Consider the following 12,337-nt stretch of genomic DNA (forward strand, 5'->3'; position numbering starts at 1 on the left):
TGGCTTTTCCATAACCGGAACAACATGAACTTCGCGGCGCGCATAAAATTCCGCCATCTCCAGTGCTTCATGGAGATCGCCCGCCAGGGCCACCTGTCCCGCGCGGCCGAGGCGCTGGGGGTCACGCAGCCCGCCGCCTCGAAGACCCTGCGCGAGCTCGAAGAGACGCTGGGCGCCAGCCTGTTCGACCGCAGCGGACGGCGGATGCGGCTGACCCCCGAGGGAGAGACCTTCCTGCGCCATGCCGGCGCCTCGCTGGCCGCGCTGCGGCGCGGGGTGGACAGCCTGCGCGGAGGCGGCGGGCGGCCGCGGCGCATCCGCGCGGGCGTGCTGCCGACCGCCGCCGGGCGCGTGATGCCGCGCGCGGCGCTGAACTTCGCGCGGCGCGCGCCCGACGTGCTGCTCAGCATCCATGCCGGGCCGAACGCGCTGCTGCTCGAACGCCTGCGCGCGGGCGAGCTGGACCTGATGATCGGCCGCCTGCCCGAGCCAGACCGCATGGCCGGGCTGACCTTTCAGCATCTCTACGACGAATCGATCCGCGCCGTGGTGCGCGCCGGCCATCCGCTGCTGGGACGCCCGCCCGAATTCGCGCGCATCGCCGCCTATCCGATGATCCTGCCGACGCCCGACTCGATCATCCGCGCGGACGTCGAGCGCTTTCTGCTGGCCAACGGCCTGCATTCCGAGGGCGCGCGCCTCGAAACCGTGTCGCTTGCGGCCGGGCGCGGCCTGCTGCGCGGATCGGATGCGATCTGGTTCATCTCCGAAGGCGTGGTGGCCGACGAGCTGGCCTCGGGCGAGCTGGCCGCCCTGCCCTTCGAGATCGGCGAAACCGCCGGCGCCGTGGGCGTGACCATGCGCGCCGATCACAAGCCCGACGCGCCGCTCTCGGATCTGGTCGCGGCGCTGCGCGAGGCGGCCATGGGGCTGCCCGGCGCGCCGCCCCCCGCCCCGCCCTGCGCCGCCCCGCGACAGGCGGCGGCGCGCTGACCGCGCGCGCCCCCGCAACCGATCCCTCATGGCCCGCCATCTGCAAGGAACGCACGGCATGCCCGCCAAAGACGACGACATCCGCATCGGTCAGGTCCGCTCGGTGACCCGCGCGCTGACCGTGCTGCGCACCCTGGCCGAAAGCGCCGACGGCCTGACGCTGACCGAAACGGCGGCGCGGGCGGGGCTGGCCGCCTCGACCGCGCACCGCATCCTGACCACGATGGAAAGCGAGCGCTTCGTGCGCTTCGACGCGGCCAATGGCTGCTGGCATGTGGGCGTGGCCGCCTTCACCGTCGGCGCCGCCTTCGCGCGCACCCGCGACGTGATCCAGCTGGCGCGCCCCTACATGCGTCGCCTGGTCGAGCAGACCGGCGAGACGGCCAACATCTTTCTCGAATCGGGCGGCGAGGTGATCTGCATGGCGCAGGTCGAATCGCGCCACCAGATGCGCGCGCTGACCCGCGTCGGCGGCCGGGTGAAGATGCACTGGTCCGGCGCGGGCAAGGCCATGCTGGCCTTCATGGAGCCCGCCCAGGTCCAGGCCGTGATCGCCGAGCACGGCCTGCCCCGCGCCACGGCGCGCACCATCGTCGCCCCCGAGGCGCTGGCCGAGGAGCTGGCCCGCATCCGCCGCGAGGGCGTCGCCATCGACGACGAGGAGAACGCCGAGGGCCTGCGCTGCGTCGCGGCGCCGGTGCTCAACGAATCCGGCGCGCCGGTGGCGGCGATGTCGGTCTCGGGCCCCAAGACCCGCATCACCAACGAGCGCCTGCGCCATCTGGCGCAGGTGGTCGCCCGCGTGGCCGGCGACGTGACGCGCGATTTCGGCGGCGCGGCCGCTCCCGCGGCGCTGGGCGCGGCGCGCTGACAGGCCGCGCGGGCCCTTCGCGCGGGCCTGCGCGTGCGGGGCGAAAAGCCTCTGGACGCGGCGAATCCGCTTTGCTATACGCTGCGGCGTCCCGGGGGGCCGGCCCTTCTGATCCGGCGTAGCTCAGTGGTAGAGCATCGGACTGTTAATCCGCTGGTCGCAGGTTCGAATCCTGCCGCCGGAGCCAATGACAGGCCGCCCCCCGGGACGATCGCCCCCTTCCCCGCAATCCTCGCCGCGCGCGCAACGCCGAACCGCGCCCGATCGCGCCGCGTCGGCCTGCCCGCCTTGCGCGCATGAAAAAGCCCCTCATCCGCGTCGGACAAGGGGCCTTGGGCGCCGCGCGCCGGCCGCCGCGCGGGGCGGTCAGCGGTTGAGCGTCTCGGCGATCTCCTCGATTGTCATGTCGGCGAAGCCGATGTCGGCCAGCTGGGCGGGCGTCAGGCGGCGCAGCGCGGCGATGGTGCGGCGGCGGCGCAGATGGGCGTGAACCGACGCGATCGCGGACTCGACCGCGGTCACGATGCGAAGGGCGGCGATGGCGCCGAAGGGCGCGACAGGCGCGTTGGGAGCGATGGCCATGGCGGCGTTCCTTGATGCGAGAGGCGACGAACCGGCGACGGGCCGGCGACGGGCGCGCGCCCGCCGATACGCGGCAGTTAGGGCTCCGCGCATCCTTTCGCAACTGCGAAAAAGGCATGTCTCCCATGCGCGCCGCGCAAGCCCCCGCCGCCGAAAACGGTCGCGCCGCGGGCCTGCGGCGGCTATGCACCCGACATGAGCACGCAAGACGATCTGGACATTTTCCTGGCCGCCCCGCCGGGCCTCGAGGACGAGCTGCTGGCCGAGGCGCGCGAGCTGGGCTTCGCCGATCCGCGCCCCGAGCGCGGCGGCGTGGCCGTGCGCGGCGGCTGGCCCGAGATCTGGCGGGCGAATCTGCAGCTGCGCGGCGCCCAGCGGGTCATGCTGCGGGCGGGCGCGTTCATGGCCTTTCACCTGGCGCAGCTGGACAAGCGCGCACGCCGCTTTCCCTGGGGCGATTTCCTGCGCCCCGACGTGCCGGTGCGGGTCGAGGCGAGCTGCGCGCGCTCGAAGATCTACCACGCCGGCGCGGCGGCCGAGCGCGTCGCGCGCGCCATCGCCGAGACCCTTGGCGCGCCCGTGCGCGACGACGCCCCCGTGCGGGTGCTGCTGCGCATCGAGAAGGACCGCGCGCAGCTGAGCATCGACTGCTCGGGCGCGCCGCTTCACAAGCGCGGGCACAAGCTGGCCGTCGCCAAGGCGCCGCTGCGCGAGACCATGGCCGCGCTGATGCTGCGCCGCTGCGGCTATGCGCCGGGCGCGCCGCTGGCCGATCCGATGTGCGGCTCGGGCACCTTCGTGATCGAGGCCGCCGAGATGAGCGCGCGCCTCGCCCCCGGACGCGGGCGCGACTTCGCCTTCGCCCTGCTGCCCTCGTTCGACGCCGGGCGCTGGGAGGCGATGCGCGCCGAGGCCGCTGCGATGGCGCGCACGCCCGAGCCGGCCTTCTTCGGCGCCGACCGCGATCAGGGCGCCGTGCGCGCCGCCGCCGCCAACGCCGAGCGCGCGGGCGTGGCCGCCTTCGCGCGCTTCGCCTGCCAGCCGGTCGGCGCCTTCGCGCCCCCCGACGGCCCGCCCGGCCTTGTGATGGTCAACCCGCCCTATGGCGGCCGGATCGGCCAGCGCCGCCCCCTGTTCGCGCTTTACGCCACGCTCGGGCGCGTGCTGCGCGAACGTTTCCAGGGCTGGCGCGTGGGGCTGGTGACCTCGGACCCGGGGCTGGCGCGCGCGACCGAACTGCCGCTCGCGCAGCTGGGGGCGCCGATCGGCCATGGCGGCATGACGGTGCGCCTGTTCGCCGCCGGGCCGCTCTGAGGCCCGGCCCGCTCAGTCTGCCAGACGCTTGCCGCTGGCGGCGTCGAACAGGTGCAGCTGACCGGGGGCGAAGCGCATGATCCGCCCCGCCTCGGGCGCGCGCACCCCGTCGAGCTGCACGGTCATCTCGTGCTGCGTCCCCTCGAGGCGGCCATGGACCAGCGTCGCGGCGCCCAGCTGCTCGAGCACCTCGACCTCGACCGCCACGGGCCCGGCCTCGTCGGGCGTCAGATGCTCGGGCCGCACGCCCAGCGTGGCGTCGCCAGCGGCGCGGGCGGGCGCGGGCAGCCGCGCGCCGTTCGGCAGGATCGCCGCGTCGCCCTCGACGCGCACGGGCAGGAAGTTCATCGCCGGGCTGCCGATGAAGCCGGCCACGAAGACCGAGGCCGGGCGCTCGTAAAGCTCGATGGGCGAGCCGAACTGCTCGACCACGCCCTTGTTGAGCACCATCAGCCGGTCGCCCAGGGTCATCGCCTCGACCTGGTCATGGGTGACGTAGATCGACGTCACCCCGAGGCGCCTCTGCAGCTTGCGGATCTCGAGCCGCATCTGCACGCGCAGCTTGGCGTCGAGGTTGGAAAGCGGCTCGTCGAACAGGAACACCTGCGGGTGCCGCACGATGGCGCGGCCCATGGCCACGCGCTGGCGCTGGCCGCCCGACAGCTGGCGCGGCTTGCGGTCAAGATAGGGGCGCAGCTCGAGGATGTCGGCCGCCTCGTCCACGCGCCGGGCGATCTCGGCCCTGGACATGCCGCGGATCTTCAGCCCGTAGGCCATGTTCTGCCGCACCGTCATGTGCGGGTAGAGCGCGTAGTTCTGGAACACCATGGCGATGTCGCGCTGCGAGGGTTCAAGGTCGTTGACCACGCGCTCGCCGATCAGGATGCGCCCGGCGGTCACGGCCTCGAGCCCGGCGACCATGCGCAGCAAGGTGGACTTGCCGCAGCCCGACGGGCCGACGACGACGATCATCTCGCCATCCGCGATGTCGGCGTCGATGCCGTGCAGGATGCGCGTGTCGCCATAGGATTTGATCAGGTTCTCAAGCTTGATTCCGGCCATGGGTCGAACGCCTTACTTGTCGGTTTCCGTCAGGCCCTTCACGAAGAGCTTCTGCATGGCGATGACGACCGCCACCGGGGGCAGCATGGCCAGAAGGGCCGTCATCATGATGATGTTCCATTGCGGCGACTGCTCGGCCGCCTCGAGCATCTGCTTGATCGAGATCATCACCGTGGACATGTCGCGGTCGGTGGTGATGAGCAGCGGCCACAGATACTGGTTCCAGCCGTAGATGAACAGGATCACAAACAGCGCGGCGATGTTCGTGCGGCTGAGCGGCAGCAGGATGTCCCAGAAGAAGCGCAGCGGCCCCGCCCCGTCGATGCGCGCGCTTTCCAGCATCTCGTCCGGAATGGTCAGGAACACCTGACGGAACATGAAGGTCGCCGTGGCCGAGGCGATCAAGGGCACGGTCAGGCCCCAGTAGCTGTTCAGCAGGCCCAGATCCGAGACCACCTCGTAGGTGGGCAGGATGCGCACCTCGACCGGCAGCATCAGCGTGATGAAGATCATCCAGAAGAAGGCCATGCGGAAGGGGAACTTGAAATAGACGATCGCGAAGGCCGAGATGATCGAGATCGCGATCTTGCCCGCCGCGATGCCCAGCGCCATGACCAGGCTGTTGAGCAGCATGCGCCAGACGGGCGCGGTCTCGGCGCCGGACAGGCCTTCGCCGAACAGCGTGGCGCGCAGGTTCTCCCAGAAATGGCCGCCGGGCAGCATGGGAATGGGCGCCTGCATCATGCGCGCGGCCTCGTGCGAGGCGGCGACGAAAGTGATCCAGATGGGCAGCGCGACGATCGCCACCCCCAGGATCAGGGCCAGATGGGCGAAAAGGTTCAGCCAGGGGCGGTTCTCGATCATCAGTATTCCACCCGTTTTTCGACGAAACGGAACTGCACCGCCGTCAGGGCGATGACCAGCGCCATGAGGATCACCGACTGCGCGGCCGAGCCGCCCAGATCCAGGCCCACGAAGCCGTCGTTGAACACCTTGTAGACCAGCGTGGTCGTGGCGTTCGCCGGCCCGCCCTGCGTGACCGCGTGAATGATGCCGAAGGTGTCGAAGAAGGCGTAGACCGCGTTGATGACCAGCAGAAAGAAGGTCGTCGGCGAGATCAGCGGGAAAACGATCGAGAAGAAGCGCCGCACCGGCCCCGCCCCGTCGATGGCCGCCGCCTCGATCACCGAGCGCGGGATCGACTGCATCGCCGCCAGGTAGAACAGGAAGTTGTAGGCCACCTGCTTCCACGCCGCCGCCAGGATGACCAGCAGCATCGCCTGCGTGCCGTTCAGATGGTGGTTCCACTCATAGCCGACCATCTCGAGCAGATAGGGCAGGATGCCCAGCGTCGGGTTGAACATGAACAGCCACAGCGCGCCCGCCAGCACCGGCGCCACCGCATAGGGCCAGATCAGCAGCGTGCGGTAGGTTCCCGCGCCCCGCCCCACATGATCGGCGAAGGCCGCCAGCGCCAGGGCGAAGGACATCGACAGGAACGCCACCGCGCCCGAAAAGACCAGCGTGCGCCAGAAGCTGGCCAGATACTGGCTGTCGTGGAACAGGGCCTCGAAATTCTCGAACCACACGAATTCGGTGGACAGGCCGAAGGCGTCCTCGATCAGGAAGGACTGCCACAGCGCCTGGCTTGCGGGCCAGATGAAGAAGACCAGCGTGATCAGCACCTGCGGCGCCACCAGCAGATAGGGCAGCGGCGAGGCGGGGAAGTGGACGCGCTTGAGCATGGCGAGGGGGAATCCCGGCGGATCTTGCGACGAAATCGCCCCGGCCGCGCTGGGCGGCCGGGGCGTCGGCGGGTCTGGGGCCTCAGCGGGCCGAGCGCTCGAACTTGCGCAGCAGGACGTTGCCGCGCGCCACAGCCTCGTCCATGGCCTGACGGGCGGTCTTGTCGCCCGCCCACAGGGCCTCGAGCTCTTCGTTGATGATGTCGCGGATCTGCACGAAGTTGCCGAAGCGCAGACCGCGCGAGTTCGGGGTCGGCGGGTTCAGGCTCAGCTGCTTGATGGCCGTGTCCGTGCCGGGGTTCTTCTCGTAGAAGCCCTGCTTCTTGGACAGCTCGTAGGCGGCGTGGGTGATCGGAACGTAGCCCGTCTCCTGATGCCACCAGGCCTGCACCTCGGGCGAGGACAGGTAGGACAGGAACTTGGCGACGCCCTTGTATTCCTCGGCGTCATGCCCCGACAGCACCCACAGCGTGGCGCCGCCGATGATCGAGTTCTGCGGCTTGTCGCGCACGGCGGTGTCGAGCGGCAGCATCGTCTGGCCGAAGTTGAACTTGGCCTGGCTCTTGATCGAGCCGTAATAGGCCGACGAGTTCATCCACATGCCGCACTCGCCGTTGACGAAGAGCGGCAGGCTGTCGCCGCGGCGCCCGCCATAGACGAACTCGCTGCGCTTGCCCATGTCGGCCACGCGGTCAAGCCGGTTGACCACATGGTCGTTGTTGAAGACCAGCTCGGTGTCGAGGCCGGCGAAGCCGTTCTCCTTCGTGCCGATGGGCAGATCGTGCCAGGCCGAGTAGTTCTCGATCATCACCCAGCTCTGCCAGCCGAAGGACAGGCCGCATTTCATGCCGTTGGCGACCAGGGCCTTGGCGGCGGCCTCGACCTCGTCCCAGGTGCTGGGCGGCTTGACGCCCGCGGCCTCGAGCGCGTCGGCGTTGTACCACAGCACCGGCGTCGAGCTGTTGAAGGGCATCGACAGCAGCTGGCCGTCCGAAGTCTGGTAATACGAGATCACCGCCGACAGGTAGTCGGACTTGTCGAAGGGCTCGCCCGCGTCGGCCATGAGCTTCTCGACCGGGTAGATGGCGCCCTTGGCGGCCATCATGGTGGCGGTGCCGACCTCGAAGACCTGCACGATGTGGGGCTGCTCGCCGGCGCGGAAGGCGGCGATGGCGGCGGTCATCGTCTCGGTGTAGTTGCCCTTGTAGACGGGCTTGACCTCGTACTCCGACTGCGTGGCGTTGAAGTCGGCGGCGATCTTGTTGACCCGCTCGCCGTTCACGCCGCCCATGGCGTGCCACCACTCGACCGTGACCTTGGCCGAAGCCGATCCGGCCGTGAGCGCAAGCGCGGCGACCCCCGCGGCGAAGGCTGTTTTCATCGTCATGCGACGTTTCTCCGTGCAAATGCCTGACGCGGGCGGTTTGGCCCAGGCGCCGTAGCCGCGCAAGTGAAACATTCTTGACGCCGGATATCACCGATTTTTCACATTACCACGCAGAAACGAACGCAAACGCGGAATTTCGCGCATGCCGGCGCGCGAAACCGCCCCATGGGCGCGCAACCCGAAAGAAAAGGGCGGCGCGGGGCCGCCCAGTCCGACGTCGAATTCTCAGGCTTCTGATTGCTGCTCGGAGGTTTCTGCGCCCGCGGCCTGATTCCGTGGCCGGGGCGCGCGCGCCCCGGCGATTCTCGCTCAGCTGCAGCCGCTGGTGGCGCCGCAGGTGTTGCACTTCATGCAGGTGCCGTTGCGCACGAGGGTGAAGTTGCCGCACTCGCCGCACGGGTCGCCCTCATAGCCCTGCATCCGCGCCTTGGCGCGCTCGTCCATCACGGCCGCGCCCACGCGCGCCACCGTTTCGGCCACCGAGGCCGAGCCGCCCACCGTTTCGAGCACCGGCGCGCCCAGCCGCGCCGAGGCGCCGCCGTTCAGCACCACCAGCTCCTGCGGCAGGCGCTTGCGCAGATAGCCCGGCGACGAGACCTGGCGGATCATCTCCACCGCCGCCTCGGACACGCGTGGCGAGGCCTTGACCACGTTCGAGCGCCCCTCGTCCTGGCCGCGGCCGATCTCGTCCCAGCCCAGCCCGTCGGGCTTCACATGCGCAAGGTCCGTGCGGTCGAGATAGCTGACCGCCAGCTCGCGGAAGATGTAGTCGAGGATCGAGGTCGCGTTCTTGATCGAGTCGTTGCCCTGCACCAGCCCGGCAGGCTCGAAGCGGGTGAAGGTGAAGGCCTCGACGAATTCCTCGAGCGGCACGCCGTATTGCAGGCCCACCGACACGGCGATGGCGAAGTTGTTCATCATCGCGCGGAAGGCGGCGCCCTCCTTGTGCATGTCGATGAAGATCTCGCCCAGCGTGCCGTCCTCATACTCGCCGGTGCGCAGATACACCTTGTGCCCGCCGACGATGGCCTTCTGCGTGTAGCCCTTGCGCCGCTCGGGCAGCTTGCGGCGCAGGCCGCGCTGGCGCTCGACCTCGCGCACCACGACCTTCTCGACGATCTTCTCGGCGATCATCTCGGCGCGGGCCGCGGCCGGGGCCTCGGTCAGCTCGTCGATGAAGTCCTCGTCATCCTCGTCGTCGATCAGCTGCGCGGCCAGCGGCTGGCTCAGCTTCGAGCCGTCGCGGTAAAGCGCGTTGGCCTTCACCCCGAGGCGCCAGCTCAGCTCGTAGGCCGAAAGGCAGTCCTCGATGCGGGCGTCGTTGGGCATGTTGATGGTCTTCGAGATGGCGCCCGAGATGAAGCTTTGCGCCGCCGCCATCATGCGGATGTGGCTTTCGACCGACAGGTAGCGCTTGCCGATCTTGCCGCAGGGATTGGCGCAGTCGAAGACGGGCAGGTGCTCGGGCCGCAGGCCGGGCGCGCCCTCGAGCGTCATGGTCCCGCAGACGAAATCGTTCGCCTCGGCGATCTGGCGGCGCGAGAAGCCCAGATGCGCCAGCAGGTTGAAGGTCGGATCGATCAGCTTCTCGGCCGGGACGCCCAGCACGCGGGTGCAGAACTCCTCGCCCAGCGTCCACTGGTTGAAGACGAACGAGATGTCAAAGGCCGTGGCCAGCGCGTCCTCGATCTTCTCGAGCTCGGCCTTGCCGAAGCCCAGCGCCGCCAGCGTCTCGTGGTTGATGTGGGGCGCGCCGGCCAGCGTGCCGTGCCCGACCGCGTAGGCGACGATGCGCTCGATCAGCAGCGGATCGTAGCCCAGCTTCTGCAGCGCGGCGGGCACCGACTGGTTGATGATCTTGAAATAGCCGCCCCCGGCCAGCTTCTTGAACTTGACCAGCGCGAAGTCGGGCTCGATGCCGGTGGTGTCGCAGTCCATCACCAGGCCGATCGTGCCGGTGGGCGCGATGACGGTGGTCTGCGCGTTGCGGTAGCCGTGGCGCTCGCCCAGCTCCAGCGCGCGGTCCCAGGCGGCGCGGGCGCGCGCCGACAGCTCGGGGTCGGGGCAGTTGGCGTGGTCGAGCGGCACGGGCGGGGTGGCCAGCTCCTCGTAGCCCGAGGCCTGACCATGCGCGGCGCGGCGATGGTTGCGGATCACGCGCAGCATGTGCGGCGCGTTGCGCTCGTAGCCGGGGAAGGCGCCCAGCTCGGCGGCCATCTCGGCCGAGGTGGCGTAGGCGACGCCGGTCATGATGGCGGTCAGCGCGCCGCACAGGGCGCGGCCCTCGTCCGAGTCGTAGCCATGGCCCATGTTCATCAGCAGGCCGCCGATATTGGCGTAGCCGAGGCCCAGCGTGCGGAACTCGTAGGAGCGGCGCGCGATCTCCTTCGAGGGGAACTGCGCCATGAGCACCGAGATCTCGAGCGTCACCGTCCACAGCCGCGCCGCGTGCTCGTAGGCGTCCACGTCGAAGCGGCCGTCCTTGTAGAACTTGAGCAGGTTCATGGACGCCAGGTTGCAGGCGGTGTCGTCCAGGAACATGTATTCCGAGCACGGGTTCGAGCCGCGGATGGGCCCGTCCTCGGGGCAGGTGTGCCAGGCGTTGATGGTGTCGTGGAACTGCACGCCCGGATCGGCGCAGGCCCAGGCGGCGTGGCCGATCTGCTCCCACAGCTCGCGCGCCTTGACGGTCTTGGCCACCTTGCCGTCGGTGCGGCGGATCAGCTCCCAGTCGCCGTCGCGGCGCACGGCCTCGAGGAAGGCGTCGGTGACGCGCACCGAGTTGTTGGAGTTCTGCCCCGACACCGTCAGATAGGCTTCGCTGTCCCAATCGGTGTCATAGGTGGGGAACTCGATCGAGGCGTAGCCCTGCTCGGCGTATTGCAGCACGCGCTTGACGTAGGTCTCGGGGATCATGGCGCGGCGCGCGGCCTTGATCGCCTTCTTCAGCGCGGGATTTTTGGCGGGGTCGAAGGCGTCGGCCTCGGCGCCGTCCCAGCCGCGGATGGCGGCGAAGATCTCGTTCAGCTTCTTCTCGTGCATCTTCGAGCCGGCGACCAGGCTGGCCACCTTCTGCTCTTCGCGCACCTTCCAGTTGATGAACTCCTCGATGTCGGGGTGATCCATGTCGCAGATCACCATCTTGGCCGCGCGGCGCGTGGTGCCGCCCGACTTGATGGCCCCGGCGGCGCGGTCGCCGATCTTGAGGAAGCTCATCAGCCCCGACGACTTGCCGCCGCCGGCCAGCGGCTCGTTGGCGCCGCGGATGGACGAGAAGTTGGTGCCCGTGCCCGAGCCGTATTTGAACAGCCGCGCCTCGCGCGTCCACAGATCCATGATGCCGCCTTCGTTCACCAGGTCGTCCTCGACCGACTGGATGAAGCAGGCGTGGGGCTGCGGGTGCTCGTAGGCCGATTCCGAGCGCACCAGCTCGCCGGTGCGGAAATCGACGTAGTAGTGGCCCTGCCCCGGGCCGTCGATGCCATAGGCCCAGTGCAGGCCGGTGTTGAACCATTGCGGCGAGTTGGGCGCCGCCATCTGGTTGGCGAGCATGAAGCGCATCTCGTCGAAATAGGCGCGCGCGTCGGCCTCGGACGAGAAATAGCCCCCCTTCCAGCCCCAGTAGGTCCAGGCGCCGGCCAGGCGGTCGAACACCTGGCGGGCCGAGGTCTCGCCGCCGAAGCGGGCGTCTTCGGGCAGCCTGGCAAGCGCCTTCTCGTCGGGGACCGAGCGCCAGAGGAACTCGGGCACGTCCTTTTCGGCTACCTTGCGCAGGGCGCGCGCCACGCCGGCCTTGCGGAAATACTTCTGCGCCAGAACGTCGCAAGCCACCTGGCTCCACGCCGCGGGAACCTCGATGTCCTTGAGCGCGAACACCACCGAGCCGTCGGGGTTTCGGATCTCGGACGAGGTGCGGCGGAACTCGATGCGGGCGTAAGGCGACTCGCCCTCGGCGGTGAAGCGACGTTCGATCTTCATCTTTTTCCTGTCCCCGTCATCCGGGCGCAGCCGTTCGGCGGCGCGCAAGGCGCCTGCGGGCGGCGGCGGCCCGGGTGATGTGCTCGTCATGTGGTTGAGGGACGGACGCGCCGCGTCCAACCCGTTTCGGCGCGCGGGCCGCCCTGGCTTCAGCCACCAGATCTTGCGGCCAGCGCCCCCTGCACCACCAAGATTAGGGAATTCGGGGGGCGCATCAACCGATTTTTTATCTGTCTTAACGACATTTCGCGGTTGACGCGCCGCCGGCCGCCAAATGTGGGGCCCGCAATCAAGGGCTGCCTTTGGCCGACCACGCACACCCTATCCGTGTGTCGCGTCGGGCATTTTCGCCGCCGGGCGCATGCCGCGCTCGATTCGCGCGCCCCCGCCGCGCCCGCGCCGGGG

Annotated in this window: 9 protein-coding genes and 1 tRNA gene; 4 read left to right on the forward strand and 6 right to left on the reverse strand. The window is 69.5% G+C overall.

The genetic code is table 11. The annotated features are described in order from the left end of the window. The first annotated feature begins 24 nt into the window (after nucleotides 1-24). The 3 genes from pcaQ (at nucleotide 25) to BMW67_RS10725 (ending at nucleotide 2,051) form a co-directional block, all read left to right on the forward strand. On the forward strand, nucleotides 25-993 hold the full coding sequence (gene pcaQ / locus BMW67_RS10715) for a pca operon transcription factor PcaQ (RefSeq protein ID WP_072747526.1): 969 nt from the start codon (nucleotides 25-27) through the stop codon (nucleotides 991-993). Nucleotides 994-1,051: 58 nt separating this feature from the next. Then, entirely contained in the window at nucleotides 1,052-1,864 is an 813-nt protein-coding gene (locus BMW67_RS10720; RefSeq protein WP_218139770.1) for an IclR family transcriptional regulator, read from the forward strand. A 112-nt stretch (nucleotides 1,865-1,976) separates the two neighbouring features. After that, nucleotides 1,977-2,051 (forward strand) — tRNA-Asn (locus tag BMW67_RS10725). Nucleotides 2,052-2,230: 179 nt separating this feature from the next. Here the strand turns inward: BMW67_RS10725 and BMW67_RS10730 are convergent. After that, nucleotides 2,231-2,446, reverse strand: coding sequence for a YjiS-like domain-containing protein (locus tag BMW67_RS10730; RefSeq protein ID WP_072747525.1), 216 nt, complete (start codon nucleotides 2,444-2,446; stop codon nucleotides 2,231-2,233). A gap of 195 nt (nucleotides 2,447-2,641) precedes the next feature. Between BMW67_RS10730 and BMW67_RS10735 the strand changes: the two genes are divergently transcribed. Beyond that, a complete protein-coding gene (locus BMW67_RS10735) occupies nucleotides 2,642-3,760 on the forward strand; it encodes a THUMP domain-containing class I SAM-dependent RNA methyltransferase (protein WP_072747524.1) in 1,119 nt (372 codons plus the stop codon). Nucleotides 3,761-3,772: 12 nt separating this feature from the next. On the opposite strand, the gene BMW67_RS10740 is transcribed toward BMW67_RS10735, so the two are convergent. From BMW67_RS10740 to BMW67_RS10760, 5 genes are all read right to left on the reverse strand, one after another. Next, the gene (locus tag BMW67_RS10740; RefSeq protein ID WP_072747523.1) at nucleotides 3,773-4,822 is read right to left on the reverse strand and encodes a sn-glycerol-3-phosphate import ATP-binding protein UgpC; all 1,050 of its coding nucleotides are present in this window, start codon (nucleotides 4,820-4,822) and stop codon (nucleotides 3,773-3,775) included. Nucleotides 4,823-4,834: 12 nt separating this feature from the next. After that, the gene (ugpE, locus tag BMW67_RS10745; protein ID WP_072747522.1) at nucleotides 4,835-5,686 is read right to left on the reverse strand and encodes a sn-glycerol-3-phosphate ABC transporter permease UgpE; all 852 of its coding nucleotides are present in this window, start codon (nucleotides 5,684-5,686) and stop codon (nucleotides 4,835-4,837) included. Then, the gene (gene ugpA, locus BMW67_RS10750; RefSeq protein WP_072747521.1) at nucleotides 5,686-6,567 is read right to left on the reverse strand and encodes a sn-glycerol-3-phosphate ABC transporter permease UgpA; all 882 of its coding nucleotides are present in this window, start codon (nucleotides 6,565-6,567) and stop codon (nucleotides 5,686-5,688) included. The genes ugpE and ugpA overlap by 1 nt, the downstream gene beginning before the upstream one ends. An 82-nt stretch (nucleotides 6,568-6,649) precedes the next feature. Continuing rightward, nucleotides 6,650-7,954 (reverse strand): sn-glycerol-3-phosphate ABC transporter substrate-binding protein UgpB, encoded by a 1,305-nt coding sequence (gene ugpB / locus BMW67_RS10755; RefSeq protein WP_072747520.1) that lies wholly within the window; start codon nucleotides 7,952-7,954, stop codon nucleotides 6,650-6,652. 309 nt (nucleotides 7,955-8,263) lie between these two features. Next, nucleotides 8,264-11,932: a vitamin B12-dependent ribonucleotide reductase gene (locus tag BMW67_RS10760; protein ID WP_083581322.1), complete on the reverse strand. Its 3,669-nt coding sequence runs from the start codon at nucleotides 11,930-11,932 to the stop codon at nucleotides 8,264-8,266. Nucleotides 11,933-12,337 lie beyond the last annotated feature (405 nt).

This window comes from Oceanicella actignis (assembly GCF_900111545.1).
In the GTDB taxonomy this organism is placed as follows: domain Bacteria; phylum Pseudomonadota; class Alphaproteobacteria; order Rhodobacterales; family Rhodobacteraceae; genus Oceanicella; species Oceanicella actignis.

Coding starts and splice junctions, on each gene's coding strand:
- ugpA (WP_072747521.1), bottom strand. CDS start 6,567: ATGCTCAAGCGCGTCCACTTCCCCGCCTCGCCGCTGCCCTATCTGCTG.
- BMW67_RS10720 (WP_218139770.1), top strand. CDS start 1,052: ATGCCCGCCAAAGACGACGACATCCGCATCGGTCAGGTCCGCTCGGTG.
- BMW67_RS10760 (WP_083581322.1), bottom strand. CDS start 11,932: ATGAAGATCGAACGTCGCTTCACCGCCGAGGGCGAGTCGCCTTACGCC.
- BMW67_RS10730 (WP_072747525.1), bottom strand. CDS start 2,446: ATGGCCATCGCTCCCAACGCGCCTGTCGCGCCCTTCGGCGCCATCGCC.
- ugpE (WP_072747522.1), bottom strand. CDS start 5,686: ATGATCGAGAACCGCCCCTGGCTGAACCTTTTCGCCCATCTGGCCCTG.
- BMW67_RS10735 (WP_072747524.1), top strand. CDS start 2,642: ATGAGCACGCAAGACGATCTGGACATTTTCCTGGCCGCCCCGCCGGGC.
- ugpB (WP_072747520.1), bottom strand. CDS start 7,954: ATGACGATGAAAACAGCCTTCGCCGCGGGGGTCGCCGCGCTTGCGCTC.
- pcaQ (WP_072747526.1), top strand. CDS start 25: ATGAACTTCGCGGCGCGCATAAAATTCCGCCATCTCCAGTGCTTCATG.
- BMW67_RS10740 (WP_072747523.1), bottom strand. CDS start 4,822: ATGGCCGGAATCAAGCTTGAGAACCTGATCAAATCCTATGGCGACACG.